A 21,288-nucleotide genomic window follows, 5' to 3' on the forward strand; every position below is an offset into this window, starting at 1 on the left:
TTATATGTACAAGAGGATGAAGCTTGTTGATACAGTTCGGGTTGCTCCCCGCCTCCTTGCCGATGATGTAAGGGTCAGTGTCAAAAATGCTCTCAAAACTAAACTTGAAGGGCGTGTTGACAAAAAGATTGGCTCTGTTGTAGCGATCACTGATATTGATGAGATTGGTGAAGGTCATATTCTTGTAGGAGATGGCGCAGTCTATTATGATGCTACTTTTGAAGCGATCATGTTCATACCGACGCTGCAGGAAGTAATCGAAGGTGAAGTTGTTGAAACCGTTGAATTTGGAGCTTTTGTCAGCATAGGTGCAATGGACGGTCTTCTGCATGTTAGCCAGATCACAGACGATTTCATGTCCTACGATGGAAAGAATGGCCGGCTGATCAGTAAGAACGTAAATAAAGTTCTTTCCGAAGGCGATCGTGTGAGGGCTCGTATAGTGGCTGTGAGTATCAATGAAAGGGAGCCGCGTGATAGTAAGATCGGTCTGACAATGCGACAGCCTGCCCTGGGTAAGCTGGAATGGCTCGATGAACAGAGAAAACCCAATGTAACAAATAAATAATCAGGAGTTTTAGTATGGTTGAATCTGTTTGTATGGATTGTCACAGGCTTGTTTCAGGTCAGGAATGCCCAGTTTGTGGCACCACTAACCTTAGTAAGGATTGGAGCGGACTTTTGGTTATAGTGGACCCTGAAAAATCCGAAATCGCAAAAAAGATAGGGGTTACGATTCCTGACAAATATGCTTTGAAGGTGCGGTAATTTGGGTGGAAGGATTTCGATACCCGCATCCCTGCGTCCTTTGTTACGTAAAAAATTTGGAGTCCTTTACAAAGGATCCGGTGAAGAAACAGTTGGAAAAGTATCAGGGGATCTTGGCGACCCCATAAAACTTATATCTGTAGGTGATGTTACTACGTTCCACTTGCTCAAATCGAATATTATTCCAGATATACTTGTAATCGATGACAAAACTCACCGGCAACCTGCTTGTGAGCAGATGATCACAGGTACAAAACAATCAGGTTTCAAGGAACTGGTTGTAAATAATCCCGCCGGTTCAATTACCGAAGAACTGGTGGATGCATTTGCGGAAGCACTAGATTCAAATCGGCGAGTCAGGATATTTGTGCAGGGAGAAGAAGATCTTGCATCTCTTCCTGCAATAATGATGGCCCCTGCAGGATCCGTCGTACTCTATGGACAACCTGGCGAAGGTATGATGTTTGTCCGGATTACTGCTTCCAAAAAGGAAGAGATGACAGAACTAATTGACAAGATCATTGATAAACAGCATTGTAAAGAACAATTATACACTATGTGGAGGAAGTTGTATGGATATCAGCATAATTGAAGAGAAGAACAACACTCTTCTAAACAGAAAGGAACTGAAGTTCAATGTGACTTTTGAGGGACCAACACCTGCAAGAAATGATATTAAATCAAAACTTGCAGCCATGCTGAATGTACCCGTTGAACTTATTATAGTCCAGGGCATGAGAAACATGTTCGGTAAGCAGGAATTATCCGGGAATGCCAGGATCTATGAAGATGCGTCCCGCATGAAAAGAGTTGAAAAGGAATATAACCTCAAAAGAAATGAGCTTCCAGAAACTGAAGCAGAAGAAGCAAGTGAAGAATAAGGTGGTTACATGGCTGTAAAAGAATATTATAAAGTAGACGGCGATAATATCGAACGTACCAGACAGTTCTGTCCCCGCTGTGGTGAAGGTGTATTCCTTGCCGAACATAAGGACAGGTTGACCTGTGGTAAATGTGGATATACTGAATTCAAATAAAGATTTTCACTCCTTTTTTTCTTTTTCTTTCCTGTAATTGTCCAGAGCTACTTTAATAGTATTTTGCAGAGTTTTTTCCTCAAAGGGCTTTATAAGATAGCCGTAGGGGTTTGTTTTTTTTGACCTTTCAAGTATTTTATCATCCGAATAAGCTGTAAGGTATACGACAGGTATGTCCATGGTGTCATATATTGTTTCAGCTGCTTTAATCCCATCAATTTTACCTTTCAGCATTATATCCATAAGTACAAGATCCGGAAAAGTGATCTCAGCTTTTTGTATAGCCTCTTCACCTGAGGCTGCTATGCTGGGTACCCTGAAACCCATTCCTTTGAGCATTTTTTTTATGCCAAGGGCTACTATATTTTCATCTTCTACCACGAGAATTTTTTCACCTGACATCTTCGCCCTCTCTTAGTTCTTGATTTTTTTCCTGGAAAGTAATTTCAAACTTTGTGCCTTTTGATGTGTCTATTTCTATTGTTGCATTGATCTGTTCTGCAAGTGTATGGACAAGCAAAAGGCCAAGGGAATCTGTATCTTCGAAATCAATTTCATCCTTCATCCCGATACCATTGTCACTGACAACCAGCTTGTGATGGTCATTTATTTTTCGAAGTTCGACTATTATAGTACCTTTTCCTTTATCAAAAGCATACTTTAATGAATTGGATACCAGTTCATTAATAATTATTCCAAGTGGCACCGCTGTATCCATTCCCAAAAATATGTTTTCTACATTAATTTTTATATCGACTTCACTTTTTTCCAACACATAGGATTGGGAAAGATAATTGATAAGATTTTTGCTATAGTCTGAAAAATCAATACTCTCCATGTCTTTTGACTGGTAAAGTTTCTCATGTACAAGGGCCATTGTGCGAACTCTGTCCCTGCTATTATTGAAAGCATCCAGCACATCATCATCCTTGAATTTTTCAGATTCAAGGTACAATAGTGTAGATATTACCTGAAGATTATTCTTTATCCGGTGATGTATTTCTTTTTTCCGTATATCCTCAATTTTAAGAAGGGCTTCTTCAGCTTGTTTCCTTTCATCGATATTCACTATTACGCCCTGGAGATATTTCACATCATGGCATTTGCCTTTCAGGTCAGAAACCTGGCTGTCGATATCATTATCTTTATTAATCATATTATGTATGATTTCACGCTGATTTCTCTGGATGAAGGTACGCTCATCGACCCATCGGGTTTCACCGTCTTTTGTCAGTATCCTGTACTCTATATTAAACTGGGTTTCCTTACCGGAGCATATTTCTCCCAGTTTTGTCTCAACCCCGGGAAGATCATCCGGATGTATAATATCCCCGTAATCAAGACCATTCGGTCCGAAATCTTCCGGAGAATATCCAAACTGGGATATGTTCTTTGATACAAATTCAACAGGCCAGTTCTTTTCTGCTTTCCACTTGAATACAATTACCGGGCTGTTGTTGACAACTTTTTCCATCTCTTCTCGTAACTGGCTGGCGTTTTCAAGAGCATTGAGTATATCATTCAACCCTTCAGGTATTTCCCTGAAATCAATATCTACATCTGTTTCGGCCCTTTCATCAAGTTTCCCTCCGATAGCTGCATCAGATATGTTCTTAAAGTCGTTCACTATTTCATTTATTGGGCCTGTCACCGATCTGGTAATCAAGATTGCAATAGCTCCCATGAATATCAATGATATTGAGGAAATCAAAAGTAATCTATTCCTGAGGTCTGTTACTCCTGCAAGCATCTCATCCTTTGGTACCACCAGGATAAATGCAAATTTTGAAGTCTTTATTGGTTCATAGAACATGACCACATCTTTGCCGGTAATAGGATCGATTGTTTCAATATAGCCGCTTTTGCCGAGTTTTATTTCATCAGCCATGCGTGTAATTTCCGGTACACCGTAGTCATAGAGGGTTTTTGCTCCCACAAGTTCTTCATTTGTAGGATGGGATATGAGAATTCCTGTATTCCCAGTCATAATCGCATAGCCGGTATCAAAGGCCTTTACATTGTTTACTACACCATTCAGATGATTCAGGGATACATCGACCCCCCCGATGCCAATAAACTCACCCCCTCGCATAACGGGTGTGACATAACTTACAATGAATACACCCTCATAGTAATAGGGTTCAGTAACGATATCCTTCTTTATCTCTTTTGGCAGCTGGTAATATACTGACGTATCATAATCAAGTAGTGGGTCAAGTGTTATATTTCCCGGTATCCTGTTCCAGTAGGGAATAAACCTCCCGGTTTCATCATGGCCGGTTGTATTTACATAACGACTATCCATCCCATCAAATGCATTGGGTTCAAAACAGACATAGGTTCCCAGTAAGTCAGGATTTTCTTCCAGCAGCTTTAGTAAAATATTGTTTACTTCTGTACGGTTCTCTGAATGATACTGTGAAAGAGAATGTGCAATCGCCTGGCCTGTAGCCTGGTTTGATCGCATTTCAATATCAAACTGATTAGCATAGTTTTTCGCTTTCTGTATTGATTGCTGGTATGCAAGGTCCTCTTCCTGGGTTGTCACTGTTGAAATGATCACTGCAGTGGATGTAATCAGTACCACAAGTATCCCCATCAGGATAAAAAACATAAGTTTGGATTTTAGTGGTACATCTTTCCATGTCATTTCAATCATTCAGTGCGGGTCAATCCCATTCTATCAGAGTTGATTTCTGGCGGAAGTGTTCGTATAATTCAGTGCCCCATTGAAGTGCACTTGCATCAAAACTCATTATTTTCTTGTGATCATACATATCATTCTTATTGAAGAGGCAGAGATAAATGAACCGATCTGTTACAACGGATGTAAGATTGACTTCGTTGCAAATATAGAGATTGGTATGTTCCCTTTCAACAATGTGGCGGAATTTATCAGTATATTCTTCTTTCATCCGCTTGTAAATTGGCTCAGTAAGTATAAGGTCAATTTGAACGCCGTCATTTGCCAGCTCATAATATAGATCGGGATAAAGAGGATGGAAATAGGCCATTATTGTCATTACTTTTTGAGACTTGATAAGATTCTTGCTAAATTCTTCGGGCAGGTCAAAAAGATGGTTCATATCCGGTTCTATTACCATACATTCCCCTATATCGCCCAGTCGTGAATCAAGTTCTTCCGGGATTGAGCTTAAATCCCGGGTTGCCCAGTAATCATTATTCTCCTCTATGACTCCCAGGGTTTTCAGCAGTGGGACCATATTTTTTACTATAATTTCCCCTATGTCCGAAAGCTGATAGACCCTGTCCTCTTCAATGATCAGGTTTTGCTCTTTGAGTATTTTTATCTGGGGCATCATTGCCTTGGATGTAACATTAAGGGATGTTTTGATCTGATCTATATTTCTGGGTCCCTCCATTAGTAGTAAAAGAAGCCTTTTCCTTTTTTCAGAGAGCCAGATAGTATCACTCAATGATGATTGCATACATTCACCTTTTAGTTAAGGGGGCTTTAACTTCTTTTTTTATATTATTTATATCATTTCAGAAGAAGGTCCATTAAAACGAGGTTATGGATTTTAAAACCGTTATAATTTCTCATACCACTGGTAATCACTCATTCCCCTTGCTAAATCCCATAGGCTTTGCTCATTCTTTTATCTTTCGCAAATTCGGTTCAATTCAGGCTATATATAATTCATATCCTCTTTTTCATGTGAGTAAGCCGATTAATCCGGTGTTCTCAAAATCTCTATGGAAAGGAGGTTGTAACTACGTCAAAAGAAGAATTATACAAAGAATTGTCTGACGCTATTGTCAGTTGCAAGAAAGATCAGGTTCTTGCTGCTGTCGAGAAAGCCCGTGGTGAACTCGAGGCTCCCGACATAATCGAGAATGGTCTTGCAGCAGGTATGAATGAAGTCGGTACCCTTTTTGAAAGGGGTAAACTTTTCCTTCCACATGTCATGATGGCTGCAGAAGCCATGCAGGCCGGTGTGGACGAACTCAAAGACGATATGCCTGAAGCATCCGAAAAGGCTGTCAGCGTAATAGTCAATGGTACAGTAGAGGGAGATGTCCATGACATTGGCAAATCCATTGTATCCACCATGCTCCAGACCTCAGGCTTCGAAGTTCATGACATTGGCCGTGATACACCTGTAGCGGATTTCATTGCCAAGATCAAGGAAACAGACGCAAACATGGTCGGCATTTCCGCACTTATGACCACCACTCTCCAGGGCCAGAAGGAAGTAATCGAAGCCCTTGAAGAAGAAGGTCTCCGTGACAAGGTAAAAGTCATGGTAGGCGGTGCCCCTGCAACCAACTCTTGGGCCAAAAAGATTGGTGCAGATTGTTATGCAGAAAACGCAACAGAAGCTGTCAACAAAGCAAAGGAACTTCTCTTATAAGGTGATTATTAATGGCAAATGAATATTTCTTAAGAATGGGAGACGGTGAAAGGGTCTCCATGACCAGGGAGCAGATCATTGCAGACCTTCAGGAAGGTAGTGCAGATGCCGCAGACCTTGGTAACATTCCTGAACTTTCCGGGGATGAACTTGACAAGCTCGCAGATATCATTATGAATCCCAACCGTATAGTCAGTGTCGAACCAGGTATGGAAATCCCGGTAACTCACGACATTGGTACCCTCAGGATCGACGGTGATCAGGGTAACAGCGGAGTAGGTATTCCTTCCAGCCGTCTTACTGGCTGTATGATGCACGAGAGAGGTTTCGGTGCAGACACAATGGAACTGGGTCACATCGACTACAGTTTCAAACCAGTCAAACCGGTTATTGCCCAGGAACAGCAGGCAATGGAAGTCTGCCAGGAAAACATGACCATCCCCCTTCTCTACGGTGCAATGCCAAATCTTGGTCTCTATTATACACCAGATGGTCCATTCAAAAACCCTGGTGACCTCATGAAGGCTTTCAAGATCAACGAAGCCCGTGAATCCATCGAGCATGCCGGTGACCATGCAACCCGTGACATGACCTGGATCATGCAGCACCTGCAGAAAGTAGGTTGTGACGGTGTCAACTTCGATACCATCGGTGCAGCTGGAGATGGTGATTTTTATGCTTCCCTTTATTCTATCAAGGCGCTCAGGGAAGAATTCCCTGATATCTACATCGAAGCAGGTATGGCCGGAGAATGTACCCTAGGTATGCACGGCGAACTTGAGTTCGAAGGTAATGTTCTTGCAGGTCTGTGGCCACATGAACAGGCACCACTTGCAGAAAAGGCTGGTGCAAACGTGTTTGGTCCGGTCTGTAACACCAACACAAGCAAGTCCTCCGCATGGAATCTTGCCCGTTCAGTAACCTTCACCAAAGCTGCAGTTGAAGCTTCAAACATCCCCTGTCATGTTGACATGGGTATGGGTGTTGGTGGTATCCCAATGTTCGAGACTCCACCAATCGATGCAGTAACCCGTGCCAGCAAGGCAATGGTCGAGATTGCCGGTGTCGATGGTATATAGATAGGAGTTGGCGACCCCATAGGTATGCCAATCTCACATATCATGGCATCCGGTCTTACAGGAATGCGTGCAGCCGGTGACCTTGTTGCCAGGATGCAGTTCTCCGAGAACATGCGCATAAATGAAGCCAAGGACTATGTCGCCAAGAAACTCGGTGTTGAATCACTTGACCTGGGAGACGAATATGTCATGAGGGAAATCCGTGAAGACCTTGACATTGGTGTACTTACATCCGTACCAGGATGTGCCAAGGGTATCGCATCCAAGATGAATATTGAGAAACTTCTCGATATTGAAATCAACTGCTGCGATAAATTCAGGGAAATCACAGGCTAAAGTAAAAGGCCGGGAAGTTTCCCGGTTTTAATTTATTATCTTTATAATACATTTCAATAAAAAGGAGCGTGGTGTTTCTTATGAGCGAAGAAAAAGGTGATGCAGGAGTTGATCTGCATCATGCGGAACAATGTAGTAAAGTCGTGTGCGATGCCAGTGAACTGGAGCGTACCATTGACTGGAAACAGGGACTTGCTATTGCACTTGGTGTCCCGCTGTTGATTCTGCCTTCTCTGGGATATTTCCCTATGTGGGTATCATCAGCTGCAATAATCGTATGGGGTCTTTCTGTATTCCAGGGTTTTATGCAAAACCTTGCTTATGGTGAACTTGCAACAGCTTTTCCCCATGCATCGGGTCTTCCCGGATTTGCACAAAATGTGTTTAAAACAAAAGATTACACGGGCAAATTTGATAAAAGTAAATTGATAGGCGGTTTCAGTGCCTGGAGTTACTGGTTTGCATGGAATCCTGTACTTGCGATATTTGCCATCCTTGTCGGTGGCTACTTGTACAATCTTTTCCCCATACTTGCAGAAACATTTACTGAATACCAGCTTTCTCTGGTTGCGGGAATTGTAATATTCGGTGGGCTTATCCTTGTAAATTACCGTGGTCTTGAGGGTGGCGCACTTGCAGGCTATATACTAGCAGCCATTTCACTGTTGCCCCTTATTGTCATTACTCTGGCACCCTTTGCAACTGGTGATGTGGTAATGTCTAATATCACAAGCCAATGGCTTCCAGCAGATTGGGCATGGGATGCTCATCATATCTTGATACTCCTTGGTCTGTTTGCGATGGCCCAATGGAGTGCTTGTGCCTGGGAAACAGCGGCTATCTATGGTCCTGAGTACAGGAAACCGGGTTCTGATGTACCAAAAGCTCTGTTTGCCTGTGGTGCTGTTTGTTTCTTCTCTTTTGTACTTGTACAGGCTGCAGTAATTGGTGTACTCGGTGTTGAGGGCACAATCGCACAACCAATATCTCCAATGATTCCTGTGGCACAGGCTGCCTTTGGGTCTGCGGGTGCAATAGTTGCAATCGTCATGCTGATCGCAGCAATGGTGCTGATCATTCAGACTGCCTATCTTGGATCTGCAAGGGCTATGCACTCAATGGCAACTGAAGGAAACCTTCCGAAAGTTTTCGGTAAACTAAATTCCTCCGGGACCCCCATTGTGGCAATGGTAATAATTGGCCTTTTCAATCTCCTGTTGATATCCATGGGTACACCGACTGCAATCCTTGCAGCATCTGCTATTGGTTACACATGTGCAAACGGTATCAGCCTATTTGCCTATGTAAAAGCCAAATTGAACCCTGAAATGGCCGCACTCGACAGGCCTTTTAAGGCACCAACAGGCTGGAAGAACATTGCACTGCTCTTTGGTCTGTTTAATATTCCTCTCTGTCTTGTGGGTGTTGTTTATCTCAACAGCCTTGAAGTCGGATGGACTTCAACCTGGGTAGGATTCATAGTGCTGGCACTCTACCTGCCATTGTGGTTCTATTCAAGGAATGAGGCCTACAAGGAAAAAGAAACAATCAGTGCTGTCAGCCTTGTTTCAAGTATCTCCTCCGGTAAAAAGAAGTGAGTGGGATTTGTCGAAAGCATTTCCGGGTTTCTCCTAACCGGAAATGCTCACTCCTATATTTTCTAGCTGTCTAAAATCCCATTCCTTTTATTTTTTATTTGTTTTTATATACAATTTTGTATTTTATTTCTCCTGCAAAAATACATATACATGCCATATCGTTTTCACTTTGTATTCATACCAAAACTGAATCAGAGCGAAAAACATGCCAGACATTGAGGATATGATTATCGGGCTACTTCTCACAAGTTTCACAGTTGCACTTGGCCTCTATCTTGTAACATCCGGCTCGGAACTCTATATTCCACGGATGGGAGAGGTAATGATGGGAATGGTTCTTGTTTTTGTAGCAACCGGCTATAACAATTTCCTGCGGAATCCCTGATATAAAGACAAAATCTCTATATCATGCCTAATATCTTTTCTACCCATGGATTCTAATTACCCTATGCCTGAACTTGTAGTAGGTGTAAGGGATGAAGGTACCCTGTCTGCATGTTCACAGTATGCAGATGCTGTGTATTTTTCCGTAGACCGGCTGAGCCTACGTTCCCGCGCAAAGGCTATTACTGTGGATAATCTTTCAGGCTTTGTAAGATCAGTACGAGAAAAAGGGTTGAAAGCTTACCTTGTTGTCAATTCTGTCATATATCCTGAAGACACTGCTGATCTATCGACTATCCTCAACGCTGCCAGGAAGGCAAAAGTGGATGCAATCGTAGCCTGGGATCCTGCTGTGATATTACAGGCATCCTCTATTGGACTTGATATACATATTTCTACACAGGCTAATGTTTCCAATGCAAAGACGGCAGAATTTTATGGCTATCTCGGTGCAAGCCGTATTATTTTATCCCGGGAGCTAAGTCTTGATCAAATCAAACAAATCAGACAACATACTGCTATTGAACTGGAGGTTTTCGTTCACGGGGCTATGTGTCAGGCGATTTCCGGAAGGTGCTACCTTTCGGCATATCTTCTGGGTAAATCGGGCAACTGTGGTCAATGTACCCAGCCATGTAGATGGGAATGGACGCTCAATGCGGATGATGGGTCGCAGGTGCAGGTGGGTGGAAAATACCTGCTAAGTGCCAGGGACCTGTGCATGATTGAACATATCCCCCAACTTGTGGAAGCCGGGATAGATGCCTTCAAGATCGAGGGACGATTACGTGACTCAAGATATATTTCAACTGTATCCCGATGTTATTCAGAGGCTCTGGAGGCCTGTAGAAGTGGGAAGTTTGAAAACAACCAGGTACTTGAATGGAAACAACAGCTTTGTGCTGTTTATAACAGAGGTTTTTCCACAGGTTTCTATTTCGGGAAACCCTCCCGGGAAGGTTTCATTGTGGAAAAAGACATGAATGCCTCGCAAACCCTAAAAGAACTTATCGGTGAGGTTGTAAATTATTATAAGAACCAGGGTGCTGCATATGTTAAGCTTACTGATTCTGCCCTTAGTATCGGTGATACTATTCTGATTGAAGGGGAGAATACTCATCTTGAACAGCATGTATCTTCCATGCAGGTGGAAGGTAATAATATAAAATCAGCTGAAAAAGGTATGGATGTGGGGCTTGCGGTAAATGATAGGGTCAGGCCCAATGATAAGGTATTCAGGATAAAATATCCTGATACATCCGGGAGTGAGTGAAATGGACCAATTCATGAAAGAAGCGATAAATGAAGCTATGGCCGGCCGCGATAAAGGTGGCATCCCCATAGGCTCTGTACTTGTAAGGGATGGAATGATTATCGGGAGAGGGCATAATCTCAGGGTACAGAACGACGACCCACTTGCACATGCGGAAATTTCCTGTATGAGGGATGCAGGTAGAATTGGAAGTTATGCGGATACGGTGTTGTATTCCACCCTTATGCCCTGCTATCTGTGTGCCGGTGCTGTGGTGCAGTTTGGTATAAAGAAAGTGGTTGTCGGGGAATCAGAAACCTTTGAAGGAGCACAGGATTTCCTGCGTAGCAAAGGAGTTGAGGTTGTTGACCTGGGTTTATCTGAATGTAAAACTTTGATGAAGGAATTTATTCGGGAATACCCTGAGCTATGGAATGAGGATATAGGGGAAAGTGGGTCATACTAACAAATATATAAATATATGCTGACTATATTGTAGCGTCTCCTGTGGTCTTAATTTTGCAGGAAATTTGTTTTTAAGGGGATGAAGGTTCAATGCCAGCACCAATTGCAGAAGAACTTGCAAAAAAACAACAATCAATAAGCGTAGCCGAATTTTTTGAAAAGAACAGACAGATACTGGGTTTTGATTCGGCCCCCAGAAGTCTTATTACTACGATAAAAGAAGCTGTGGATAACTCCCTGGATGCCTGTGAGGAATCGGGGATACTACCCGATATTATGCTTCATATTAAACGCTCGGGTAAAAGCGGAGTCGTTGTGATTATTGAGGACAATGGTCCGGGTATTGTGAAAGATCAGATCCCGAGGGTTTTTGCCAAACTGCTTTATGGTTCTCGTTTTCATGCGCTCAAGCAGAGCAGGGGTCAGCAGGGTATCGGTATCTCAGCAGCAGTTCTCTATTCTCAGCTGACAGCAGGCCATGCCACCCGAATTATTTCCAAGATAGGTCCCCAGTCCCCTGCTCACTATTATGAACTGATGATCAATACCCGTTCCAATGACCCCGAAATCCTGAAAGATGAAATAGCAGAATGGGATCGTCCTCATGGAACCCGGGTGGAAATGGAAATGGAGGCTACCTATGTAAAGGGGCGCCGCCAGTCGGTAGAAGAATATCTCAAGGCCACAGCCATTGTAAATCCCCATGCCCGAATAAAACTCATTGACCCTGAAGGTGATGAGAGAATATTTGACAGGGCTACGGATAAGATACCCGAACCTGCAAGCGAGATTTTGCCGCATCCGCATGGTATCGAGCTGGGTACCCTTATGAAAATGCTGCGTTATACAGCAAGGCAAAGACTTGCTCCTTTTCTGAGATATTCTTTTTCCAAGATAGGCTTGCTCACAGCAGAAGAAATCTGTAGTGCCAGTGGACTTGATGTGGATATGGACCCGCAAACCATTGAAAGGGAAGATGCGAAACGCCTTCTTGATGCATTCCAGAAAGTAAAAATCATGTCCCCTCCGACAGATTGTCTGTCCCCAATAGGTGAAGAATTGATATATAAGGGTCTGGAAAAAGAATTCAAAGTCGATTTTATTGCAACTACCACGCGTACTCCTTCCGTATATTCCGGTAATCCCTTTGTTGTGGAAGTTGGGATTGCTTATGGAGGCAATCTGCAAAAGGATGACAGGGTCAATATAATGAGGTTTGCCAACCGGGTCCCTCTTCTTTATCAGCAGGGAGGCTGTGTGACCACACATGGCGTGGAAGGTATCAAATGGAAACAATACGGTATTAACCAGCCGGGTGGGGGACTGCCTATCGGTCCTTTGGTATTGCTTATACATGTGGCCTCCACAAATGTACCTTTTACATCTGAATCCAAGGACGCTATTGCGGATATCCCCGAAATCCAGGACGAGGTGGAACTTGCCCTCAAAGAAGTGGGAAGGAAACTAAATCGCTTCCTTAAAAAGAAAGGTTCCCTTAAAAAACGCAAGGAAAAGGAAGTTATCATTAACAAGGTATTGCCCCGGATGGCGGAAAAACTGGCAGAAACCCTTGATAGGGAAGTACCGGATATCAATCCTGTTGTTGCCAGGGTAATGGGCAACCTGCTTGTTGAAAGGCAATTCGATGATGGTAATGCCAATGTATCCCTCATGACAAAGAATTTTGGGAGCAAGAAAGTAGAATTCAAATTACATGAGATGTTGCCTTTCCAGATCGAGGCAACCCCATCACCCAAAGTGGTTAGCATGGGCAATGATTATGATTACATATGGAAAATTGTTCTCAGGCCAGGTGAGGCTTTTGCCGTGAATTACCAGTTACCTGACCCCTCGGATCTGGATTCTATAAAAGAACCTCCTATTGTTGAAGGGGTTGAGGAAGAGATTGTTACAGGTGCCAGAGCGATAAAAGGGGTTGTATAATGGCTAAGAATGAACACCGTAAGGAGCATGACAGGCTTGCAGAGCAAAGGTTGACGGGTCTTGCATCGGAGTTGTATTCGCATTTTGTTGATGGACGGATCCCTTATGTGAATATGCCCAGCAGAACCAAGAACAATATTGAATTTAATGAAATCAGCGATGTATGGGTGTATGGTGGCCGGGAAAGTGAAAGAAGTGCCAAGACCGTAAAAGGGGCATTCCAGTTATTGAAAACCTCTCATGTGCTTGATTTTCTCTTAAATAACCATATAGGGAATAACCGCGGTTCAACTTTGAGGGAATTATACTACATCTCCGAGAACTGGGATATTGCCAAGTTCAAGGAACAACCCGAAAGTGATCGCCTGATTGAGGACCTTGAGATAATTTCCAGTCTCCAGAGGGAATATTTCCACATGCGTCCTGAAGAAGACGGTGCTACCCTTTTTGGTCCCCTGCAGTTGCGGGAAGAGACCAAGCGAGGTGATCGTGATATCCATTGTCAGGAGGATGTAGGTGAAAGCGGCTATCAGATTCCTTTTAATGTGGAGAATATCGATTTCATAGACCATGACGCCAAATTTATAATAGCCATTGAGACCGGTGGTATGTATGCCCGTCTGATTGAGAATGGTTTTGATGAACTAAATGATGCTATACTTGTACATCTCAAAGGCCAGCCCGCTCGCTCGACCCGGCGTATGATCAAAAGGATGAATGAAGAACTGGGTATTCCGGTTGTGGTATTTACTGACGGTGATCCATGGTCCTATCGTATATATGCTTCAGTTGCATATGGTGCCATCAAGAGTGCCCACCTTTCCGAGTTCATGGCAACTCCTGCGGCCAAGTTTGTCGGGGTGCAGCCTTCGGATATCGTGGAGTATGAATTGTCCACCGATAAATTGACCGATAAGGATGTCGATGCCCTGCGCAGTGAACTTACAGACCCGAGGTTTGAAACCGATTACTGGAAAGAACAGATCAACCTGCAGCTTGACATTGGGAAAAAGGCAGAACAGCAGGCCTTTGCGGGCAAGGGCCTTGATTTTGTCACAAAGACATACCTGCCCGACAGGCTTTCAGATATGGGTATAATTTAAAAATTCATTCGAAGAATTTTGTGCGTTGGAGCAGGTCGTCAACACTCTTTTTTGTATGGAGGCCTTCCAGCATCCTGTCCCTGTCAATCCACATATCAGCTGCGCTCTGAAGGCCGCTTGTTTTGTGGGGGACATAATTAATGCCCTCATCAGGTGTGGCCAGGCGGTCGGAAAAACCCATTTCCCCTATCTTCCATTCTTTTACGGAAACCTGTGCCTCTGTTTTTGTTTGCTCGGTTTTCTCTTCTGACATGACATCCCTTTTTGCATTTCCCTGAATATATAACTTACCTGGGTTTGAATCAGTAAACTTAATATTCCCCACTTCCCATTACCGCAAAGGAGTTATTGCAAGTGACGCTGGTTCTTGGCATAGAGGGCACCGCATGGAATTTGAGTGCGGCAGTTGTTAACGAAGATGAAGTGGTCTGTGAGGTAACACATACCTACAAACCTACAACCGGAGGCATTCATCCCCGCGAAGCTGCTCAACATCATGCTCAGTTTGCTTCCTGGGTGATTTCCAATCTTTTTGGAGAACTGGCTGAGAAAAACATAAATCCCAAAGATATTGATGCGATCTCTTTTTCACAGGGCCCGGGCCTAGGTGCCTGCTTGAGGACCGTGGCAACTGCTGCCAGGGCCCTTTCCCTCTCCCTTGAAATTCCTCTTGTAGGGGTGAACCATTGCGTAGCCCATGTGGAGATCGGGAGGTGGAAAACACCTGCAAAGGATCCTGTGGTGCTTTATGCAAGCGGGGCCAATACCCAGGTGCTGGCCTACAGGCGGGGAAAATATCGCGTATTTGGGGAAACCCTGGATATAGGTGTAGGAAATGCCCTTGATAAGTTTGCCCGCAGTGCAGGCCTGTCTCATCCCGGTGGTCCGCAGATCGAGATGTATGCAAAGGATTCGGTGAATTATGTAAACCTGCCCTATGTGGTGAAGGGTATGGATTTCTCCTTCTCCGGGCTTTCAACTGCAGCCACCGATGCCCTGCAAAAACATACGTTAGAGGATGTGTGTTATTCCTTGCAGGAGAATGCTTTTGCAATGCTTGTGGAGGTTACCGAACGGGCTCTGGCACATACCGGTAAGAATGAGGTGTTGCTTGGAGGCGGGGTAGGGGCGAACATGCGCCTGCGTGAGATGCTTGACATTATGTGTGATGACCGTGGTGCATCCTTTTATGTGCCCGAGAAACGTTTCATGGGAGATAATGGTGCTATGATAGCCTGGCTCGGTCTTCTTATGTATAAGGCAGGCGATACAATCAGGGTCGACGATTCTCATGTAAATCCCAATTATCGTCCTGACATGGTGGATGTGACATGGTTGAAGGAGTAAATGAAATGCTCAGGGATGGTGCAGAGGCAACTGTCATCCGGAGGAATAATCGTCTGGTCAAGAGTCGTATCCCCAAACGTTATCGTGTTCGGGAACTGGATGAGCGGATTCGCAGGGAACGCACCCGGGCAGAGGCCCGTTTGATCTCGGAAGCCCGCAGGGCCGGTGTGGCGACACCCGTTATCTATGATATTTATAATTCCATCATTGAGATGGATTACATTGATGGTAAGCCATTAAAATATGTCATTTCTGAAACTTTGTGTGAAAAACTCGGGGAACTTGTGGGCAGGCTCCATTCTGCAGGTATAATTCACGGAGACCTTACTACCTCGAATGTCATCTGGGATGGAAGCAAGATGTGGCTTATCGATTTTGGGCTTGCTTTCAGTGCAGAAGACCTTGAATCCCGCGGCGTAGATATTCATGTGCTCTTCCAGACCCTTGAAAGCTCACATCCCAACCACGAGGTACTCATAGATGCCTTCTGTAAGGGTTATTATCGCACTCTTGAATCTGCGAAAGATGTACTAGAAAGGGTTATTGAAATTGAAACAAGAGGAAGGTACGCCTGAGTAATCTTTCTCATTCATTTTTTTGTACAGTCAGAAATAATCTATTAACAACTCATAATGTGATAATATGCGCAAAATTGTATTCGTTACCGGCAACAGTGGCAAGTTCAGGGAAATTAAGGCAATTCTGGAGAAGAGGGGAATTGAGGTCCTCCAGAATACGGATGGTTATCCTGAGTTACAGGAAGATGATCTGGAACCAATCGCAGCCGATGGTGCCCGCCTGTCCTGTGAAAAGCTGGGATTGTCCGTGATGGTGGATGATTCCGGACTTTTCATTGATGCCCTGAATGGTTTTCCGGGCCCTTATTCTGCCTTTGTGGAAGATCATCTTGGCAACCCCAAAGTCCTGAAATTGATGGAGGATGAAGAAAATCGCCGTGCTTATTTCAAATCCGTTATTGGCTACTGTGAGCCCGGAAAAGAACCCCTGACGTTTACCGGTATTGTTGAAGGCAACATCGGTTATGAAGAAAAAGGGAAAGGCGGTTTTGGCTATGATCCTATATTCCTGTATGGTGATCGTACATTCGGTGAGATGGGAGATGAGGAAAAGAATAAAGTATCCCATAGAAAGCGTGCTGTGGATAAGTTTGTGGAATGGATTGACTCAAACTTATGACCGGAGAAGTATTGCTCGTGCCGGTGCCCCGTCACACCCTTTTATTTTTAGTGGCAGGCAGACAAATCCATAATAACCCGGGTCAACATTTTTAAGATCCAGGTTCTCAATGATATTGATTTCTTTTCTAAGCAACATCATGTGATTTTCCAGTCCTTCCCCGGAATCCACTGACTCCGAATCGATTCCCACTGTCATGAATCCTTTTTTGGCAATCCATTCTGCAGTATCGGGAAGTATTCTTGTAAATCTTTGGTCGGATGATTCAGTTTTCAGCAATATGATTTCACATCTGTTTTTGTCTTTGAAGGGAAAGGCTTCTTCCATGTCTTCGTATCCGATTTCGGTTTTCCCGGAAAAATCAATCAGATAAGCCCTGCCCACAAGAGAGGATAATTCCAGTTCATCTACTGTGCGCCCGCCCTCAAATATATGGGCAGGAGCATCGATATGGGTGGCAGTGTGACTACCTATTTCGAGTTTTGAGACACTGTATCCGCAGGATTCTATAGAAGTGACCCTTTTGACAGTAACTTTTGGATCACCCGGATAAACTCTGGTTTCAGGAGCAATGGATTGTGTAATGTCAATAATTTCCTATGTCATTTTCAGATAAGGGCCCTTGAATTTTCCAGCACCTGCTTTGCTTCATCCTTTTCAAGCCCTGCTCCCATTGCCACTTTCAATGCAGTGCTTGTTGTTATCAGGTCAGAAGGGTGGTGTGAATCGGTATCCACGACCATTGTTGCACCGCTAAGTTTTGCGATTTTGACAACATGGCCATTGGTGCGGTTATGCCCACCTCTTGAGGTAATTTCCAGACATACATTGTTATCCGTTGCAATTTTAGCTTCTTCTTCAGTGATAAATCCGGGGTGTGCCAGGATATCTACATCCGAACATTGTGCAGCAGCAAGGTTTGTGCCGGGCAAAACAGGCTCAACCGGGCTTTCTCCGTGTACAACAACAATCTCGGCTCCCAGTTCTCTTGCAAGTTTTGCAAGGGATGCTATTTTTTCAGGGGGCACATGTGTTATCTCAATGCCGGGAAGTACCTTTATCTCCATTGGCTCTTCTAGGTATTTTGCCTTGGTAACACAGTTGAGGATGTGTTCTACATTGGTGAAATCGGCATGGTCTGTAAGCCCGATTGCCTCATAGCCGAGGGTTTTTGCCCTGCGGACCTGCTCGCTTGGAATAAGTTCTCCATCGCTGAATATTGTATGTGTATGCAGATCTATCATAATAATTCCTGTTGTGTTTTGTATAAAGTATTTATTGTTTGCATTGATAATATCTTCTGTGGTAGATGTCCATATTTTTATATTATGTGCATGGAATGGATATCTAAATAATTCTTCATATTGGAGATAATGAATGATGAATAATAAGTCAGGGATTCGCAGGTTGGTTCTGGATGTTCTTAAGCCACATAATCCTTCCATAGTTGAGCTTGCAGGTGTGTTGGGTGATGTGGAAGGAGTTGATGGTGTCAATCTTAGTTTATATGAAATGGATCAGAAAACCGAAAATGTAAAAATCACCCTGGAAGGGATGGATCTTGACTATGAACTTATCCGTCAGGAAATAGAGAATATGGGTGCGGTGGTCCATAGCGTAGATGAGATTGCAGCCGGTAAAAAAATCATCGAAGAAGTGGAGACTCACCAGGACAGGTGATTCTCATTTTTCTTCTTCTTCAGGACTTTCCAGTCTCTGTATAACATCTGCAAAAGCAAAATTGGGTTTTACATCTCTTACCTTTATGCGCACTTTTTCTCCTTTTTCAGTATCACAGATGAATACTACAAATCCTTCCACAAAAGCAGTACCGTCGCCACCGGATCCCATTCTTTCGATAACAACGTCATATTCTTCCCCTTTCCTGATTGGTGCGGTAAGGAATTTTTTGCCTACGACATATATTTCCGCACTTTCTGACCTTGAAGCCTCTGGCGAATGGGCCCGAACATATGTAAATTCGCCTCTTACTTTATCCAGGTATTCCTTGAACATATCTCCCTGGAATACTTTTACAACAAAATTTCCCTGCGGTTTAAGGATGCGGGTTGCACATTCAAGTGCTGATTCGGCCAAAGCGATGGAGCGTGCATGATCAAGGTTCCAGTTTCCTGAAAGATTGGGTGCAGCATCACATATAACAGCATCTGCTCCATCTTCCCCTACTGCTTCCTTGATCTGGCTTACAGTCTCTTCCCGGGTTATGTCGCCGCGGATGATGGTTATTCTGTCCATTGGCTTGATGCGCAATATGTCTACACCGACAACTTTCCTTTTCGTCAGCTCTCTTGCGACTTCAAGCCACCCACCGGGAGCGGCTCCGAGGTCTACGACATCACTGTCTTCTCTGATTACATTAAATTTCTTGTTAATCTGCTGGAGTTTGTACGCTGCTCTTGAGCGATAACCTTCGGCTTTTGCACGCCAGTAATATGTATCTCTTCTATGCCTTGCCATTGGATTGCTCCCTTCATTATGTAAGTATAAAAGGTTATGCCTCTTTGAGTTCCTCTATTTGTGCACTCAATGAGAATATATTTTCTTCTATCTCAGTGAGTGCATCAGGGACCCATGAATCAAAATCGTAGTAAATATTCACAAGGTCCATGTATTTTTGCTCCAGCTCCTGTATGTATTCAGGTTCTGCAGGGGTTTGCACTTCATTGATCAGGTTCTCCAGATGTGTGGTTCTCATCTTCAACCTTCTTTTAAAGCGGGTTGCTACTTTTCCCATGTCAAGTTCTCTTTTTTCGTAACCAAGCAAATCAAGTGCATCACTCAATTCCTGTGGGTATTCAGGAAATGCATCTGGCCCCAGAATAAAATATACCGCCACTTCTGTGTTTTCCATCCCTATTATTTCTTCACAGGTTACCTTTTCCAGGAAATGCCTGGAGCAGGCCTTTTCACACATATTGAGTATATCTTTCTCTATAGGGGGTTCATAATCCCTTGCATAGGTGACCTCCTGGGCAGTGCAGGTTATCTCGTGTACTGTGGCGGCTCCGAGGACATCAATAATCCCGGAAAGTTCTTCGATTGAAATCATGATCATTTATGTATAATTTTATGGCTTAATAATGTCATGCCTCTGATATTCAAGTGTTTATCAGGCTATTTTTAAATAATTAGAGACTTACACTCTTCCATAACACAGGCGAAAATCATGCATTCTACACTATGGATCAAAGGAACTAAAAGTAAATCCCTTGAGGGAAAGACCGTTGTGCTGGCAGTTACTGGCAGTATTGCAGCCGTACGTGTTGTGGAACTGGCACGTGAACTAATACGCAACGGTGCAAATGTCTATGCTGTGATGAGTGAAGCGGCAACGCGTATTCTCCATCCTGATGCATTACATTATGCCACCGGTCATGAAGTGATTACGGATATAACCGGGGGAGTGGAGCATGTGGGAATGTGCGGACTGCAGGGTATGGCAGATCTCTTATTGATAGCTCCGGCAACGGCGAATACTATAAGCAAAATTGCAATGGGGATTGATGACACACCTGTAACGACTTTTGCAACTACTGCTATTGGTAGTGGGGTGGCCACAATAGTTGTACCTGCAATGCATCAATCGATGTATGATCATCCTGCAGTGAATTCCAATCTCGAAAAACTTGGAAGTTATGGTATCAGTCTAGTTGGTCCCCGTGTAGAGGAAGGGATTGCCAAGATAGCTCCAAATGATGATATTGTCCTGGCAGTTGAACGTGAACTTATGGGTAAAAAACTTGCAGGCAAGAAAATAGTGCTGACATCCGGTGCAACTGCTGAAGCTATTGATCCTATCCGTATAATCACAAACAGGGCTTCCGGTAAAACAGGTCAGGAATTGGCCAGGGAGGCTTTCCGGCGGGGGGGAGATGTTACAATAATCCACAGGAATGAACTGGATGCGGATGGTATAAATGAGGTTTATGCAGAAAGTGCAGCCAGTATGCTGGATAGTTGCATGGAAGAAATAGGCAGGGGTTGTGATGTATTCATAAGTTCGGCTGCGATTTCGGATTATACACTTGATTCTTTGGGGTCCAAAATAAAATCAGGCCAGAAGCTTATCCTCGAAATGCATCCCACTGAAAAGATTTTGCCACAGGTAAGAAGTAATTATCCTGCAATAGTGACTGTGGGATTTAAAGCTGAAACTGGTGTTGGTGAAAAAGAGCTTGTGGGAAGTGCGACCCGTATGCTTGAAGAATACGGCCTTGATATGGTCGTTGCCAATGATGTGATGGCAGGTGGAATGGGCACCTCTGAAAATTCCATATATATCCTGCAGGATGAATCGTCAGCATCTCATTATAGTGGTTCCAAACGTTATCTTGCATCTATAATAATGGACCGGGTTGAGCAAATCCTGTTGTGAGGGTTT

Annotated in this window: 25 protein-coding genes and 1 pseudogene; 18 read left to right on the forward strand and 8 right to left on the reverse strand. The window is 43.7% G+C overall.

Features of this window, described 5'->3' with window-relative positions:
- Positions 1-4: 4 nt before the first annotated feature.
- Genes MMAH_RS02435 through MMAH_RS02455 form a run of 5 tightly spaced genes read left to right on the forward strand, consistent with a single transcriptional unit; the run spans position 5 to position 1,805 of the window.
- Complete coding sequence (locus tag MMAH_RS02435) at positions 5-568, forward strand: DNA-directed RNA polymerase (RefSeq protein WP_013036961.1); 564 nt, start codon at positions 5-7, stop codon at positions 566-568.
- A gap of 14 nt (positions 569-582) precedes the next feature.
- A complete protein-coding gene (gene spt4, locus MMAH_RS02440; protein ID WP_013036962.1) occupies positions 583-768 on the forward strand; it encodes a transcription elongation factor subunit Spt4 in 186 nt (61 codons plus the stop codon).
- Position 769: 1 nt separating this feature from the next.
- Entirely contained in the window at positions 770-1,360 is a 591-nt protein-coding gene (locus MMAH_RS02445) for a GTP-dependent dephospho-CoA kinase family protein (protein WP_013036963.1), read from the forward strand.
- A complete protein-coding gene (locus tag MMAH_RS02450; protein ID WP_013036964.1) occupies positions 1,341-1,649 on the forward strand; it encodes a 30S ribosomal protein S24e in 309 nt (102 codons plus the stop codon). Before MMAH_RS02445 ends, MMAH_RS02450 begins: the two co-directional genes overlap by 20 nt.
- Positions 1,650-1,658: 9 nt before the next feature.
- Positions 1,659-1,805: a 30S ribosomal protein S27ae gene (locus tag MMAH_RS02455; protein WP_013036965.1), complete on the forward strand. Its 147-nt coding sequence runs from the start codon at positions 1,659-1,661 to the stop codon at positions 1,803-1,805.
- A gap of 6 nt (positions 1,806-1,811) precedes the next feature.
- Here the strand turns inward: MMAH_RS02455 and MMAH_RS02460 are convergent, their stop codons facing one another.
- The 3 genes from MMAH_RS02460 to MMAH_RS02470 are packed head-to-tail and all read right to left on the reverse strand — an operon-like array spanning position 1,812 to position 5,254.
- The gene (locus tag MMAH_RS02460; RefSeq protein WP_013036966.1) at positions 1,812-2,207 is read right to left on the reverse strand and encodes a response regulator; all 396 of its coding nucleotides are present in this window, start codon (positions 2,205-2,207) and stop codon (positions 1,812-1,814) included.
- The gene (locus MMAH_RS02465) at positions 2,197-4,464 is read right to left on the reverse strand and encodes a histidine kinase dimerization/phosphoacceptor domain -containing protein (protein WP_013036967.1); all 2,268 of its coding nucleotides are present in this window, start codon (positions 4,462-4,464) and stop codon (positions 2,197-2,199) included. Before MMAH_RS02465 ends, MMAH_RS02460 begins: the two co-directional genes overlap by 11 nt.
- A gap of 10 nt (positions 4,465-4,474) precedes the next feature.
- Complete coding sequence (locus MMAH_RS02470) at positions 4,475-5,254, reverse strand: helix-turn-helix transcriptional regulator (RefSeq protein ID WP_013036968.1); 780 nt, start codon at positions 5,252-5,254, stop codon at positions 4,475-4,477.
- A gap of 315 nt (positions 5,255-5,569) precedes the next feature.
- Between MMAH_RS02470 and mtbC the strand changes: the two genes are divergently transcribed.
- The 8 genes and pseudogenes from mtbC to MMAH_RS02515 all read left to right on the forward strand — a co-directional run bounded on the left by mtbC (position 5,570) and on the right by MMAH_RS02515 (position 14,342).
- Positions 5,570-6,181 carry a dimethylamine corrinoid protein MtbC gene (gene mtbC, locus MMAH_RS02475; protein ID WP_013036969.1) on the forward strand — a complete coding sequence of 204 codons (612 nt, stop codon included), beginning with the start codon at positions 5,570-5,572 and terminating at the stop codon, positions 6,179-6,181.
- An 11-nt stretch (positions 6,182-6,192) separates the two neighbouring features.
- A pseudogene (gene mtbB, locus MMAH_RS02480) lies at positions 6,193-7,596 on the forward strand ([dimethylamine--corrinoid protein] Co-methyltransferase).
- Positions 7,597-7,676: 80 nt separating this feature from the next.
- Positions 7,677-9,194 (forward strand): APC family permease, encoded by a 1,518-nt coding sequence (locus MMAH_RS02490; RefSeq protein WP_013036970.1) that lies wholly within the window; start codon positions 7,677-7,679, stop codon positions 9,192-9,194.
- Positions 9,195-9,399: 205 nt separating this feature from the next.
- Positions 9,400-9,579, forward strand: coding sequence for a hypothetical protein (locus tag MMAH_RS02495; RefSeq protein WP_013036971.1), 180 nt, complete (start codon positions 9,400-9,402; stop codon positions 9,577-9,579).
- A gap of 45 nt (positions 9,580-9,624) precedes the next feature.
- Positions 9,625-10,851: a peptidase U32 family protein gene (locus tag MMAH_RS02500; RefSeq protein ID WP_013036972.1), complete on the forward strand. Its 1,227-nt coding sequence runs from the start codon at positions 9,625-9,627 to the stop codon at positions 10,849-10,851.
- 1 nt (position 10,852) lies between these two features.
- The gene (locus MMAH_RS02505) at positions 10,853-11,296 is read left to right on the forward strand and encodes a nucleoside deaminase (protein ID WP_013036973.1); all 444 of its coding nucleotides are present in this window, start codon (positions 10,853-10,855) and stop codon (positions 11,294-11,296) included.
- A gap of 89 nt (positions 11,297-11,385) precedes the next feature.
- Entirely contained in the window at positions 11,386-13,239 is a 1,854-nt protein-coding gene (locus MMAH_RS02510; protein WP_013036974.1) for a DNA topoisomerase VI subunit B, read from the forward strand.
- Positions 13,239-14,342 (forward strand): DNA topoisomerase IV subunit A, encoded by a 1,104-nt coding sequence (locus tag MMAH_RS02515; RefSeq protein WP_013036975.1) that lies wholly within the window; start codon positions 13,239-13,241, stop codon positions 14,340-14,342. The genes MMAH_RS02510 and MMAH_RS02515 overlap by 1 nt, the downstream gene beginning before the upstream one ends.
- Positions 14,343-14,346: 4 nt before the next feature.
- On the opposite strand, the gene MMAH_RS02520 is transcribed toward MMAH_RS02515, so the two are convergent.
- Positions 14,347-14,595, reverse strand: coding sequence for a hypothetical protein (locus tag MMAH_RS02520; RefSeq protein WP_013036976.1), 249 nt, complete (start codon positions 14,593-14,595; stop codon positions 14,347-14,349).
- A gap of 101 nt (positions 14,596-14,696) precedes the next feature.
- Between MMAH_RS02520 and MMAH_RS02525 the strand changes: the two genes are divergently transcribed.
- The 3 genes from MMAH_RS02525 to MMAH_RS02535 all read left to right on the forward strand — a co-directional run bounded on the left by MMAH_RS02525 (position 14,697) and on the right by MMAH_RS02535 (position 16,886).
- Positions 14,697-15,689, forward strand: coding sequence for a bifunctional N(6)-L-threonylcarbamoyladenine synthase/serine/threonine protein kinase (locus MMAH_RS02525; RefSeq protein WP_013036977.1), 993 nt, complete (start codon positions 14,697-14,699; stop codon positions 15,687-15,689).
- A complete protein-coding gene (locus tag MMAH_RS02530) occupies positions 15,674-16,264 on the forward strand; it encodes a Kae1-associated kinase Bud32 (protein WP_245526244.1) in 591 nt (196 codons plus the stop codon). The genes MMAH_RS02525 and MMAH_RS02530 overlap by 16 nt, the downstream gene beginning before the upstream one ends.
- A 67-nt stretch (positions 16,265-16,331) precedes the next feature.
- Positions 16,332-16,886 carry an XTP/dITP diphosphatase gene (locus MMAH_RS02535; RefSeq protein WP_013036979.1) on the forward strand — a complete coding sequence of 185 codons (555 nt, stop codon included), beginning with the start codon at positions 16,332-16,334 and terminating at the stop codon, positions 16,884-16,886.
- Here MMAH_RS02535 and MMAH_RS02540 read toward each other — a convergent pair.
- Both MMAH_RS02540 and MMAH_RS02545 read right to left on the reverse strand, forming a co-directional pair.
- Positions 16,881-17,480, reverse strand: coding sequence for a cyclase family protein (locus MMAH_RS02540; RefSeq protein ID WP_083774825.1), 600 nt, complete (start codon positions 17,478-17,480; stop codon positions 16,881-16,883). The two genes, MMAH_RS02535 and MMAH_RS02540, sit on opposite strands and share 6 nt — an antisense overlap.
- Positions 17,481-17,494: 14 nt before the next feature.
- Positions 17,495-18,130, reverse strand: coding sequence for a histidinol phosphate phosphatase domain-containing protein (locus tag MMAH_RS02545; RefSeq protein WP_013036981.1), 636 nt, complete (start codon positions 18,128-18,130; stop codon positions 17,495-17,497).
- Between the two features lie 133 nt (positions 18,131-18,263).
- On the opposite strand from MMAH_RS02545, the gene MMAH_RS02550 reads away from it, so the two are divergent.
- On the forward strand, positions 18,264-18,566 hold the full coding sequence (locus MMAH_RS02550) for a DUF211 domain-containing protein (RefSeq protein ID WP_013036982.1): 303 nt from the start codon (positions 18,264-18,266) through the stop codon (positions 18,564-18,566).
- Between the two features lie 3 nt (positions 18,567-18,569).
- On the opposite strand, the gene MMAH_RS02555 is transcribed toward MMAH_RS02550, so the two are convergent.
- Together MMAH_RS02555 and MMAH_RS02560 are read right to left on the reverse strand one after the other, a co-directional pair.
- Positions 18,570-19,364 (reverse strand): 23S rRNA (uridine(2552)-2'-O)-methyltransferase, encoded by a 795-nt coding sequence (locus MMAH_RS02555; RefSeq protein ID WP_013036983.1) that lies wholly within the window; start codon positions 19,362-19,364, stop codon positions 18,570-18,572.
- Positions 19,365-19,398: 34 nt separating this feature from the next.
- Entirely contained in the window at positions 19,399-19,962 is a 564-nt protein-coding gene (locus tag MMAH_RS02560; RefSeq protein WP_013036984.1) for a DUF7109 family protein, read from the reverse strand.
- 111 nt (positions 19,963-20,073) lie between these two features.
- On the opposite strand from MMAH_RS02560, the gene coaBC reads away from it, so the two are divergent.
- A complete protein-coding gene (gene coaBC / locus MMAH_RS02565; protein WP_013036985.1) occupies positions 20,074-21,282 on the forward strand; it encodes a bifunctional phosphopantothenoylcysteine decarboxylase/phosphopantothenate--cysteine ligase CoaBC in 1,209 nt (402 codons plus the stop codon).
- The last annotated feature ends 6 nt before the right edge of the window (positions 21,283-21,288 follow it).

The organism is Methanohalophilus mahii DSM 5219 (genome assembly GCF_000025865.1).
In the GTDB taxonomy this organism is placed as follows: Archaea; Halobacteriota; Methanosarcinia; order Methanosarcinales; family Methanosarcinaceae; genus Methanohalophilus; species Methanohalophilus mahii.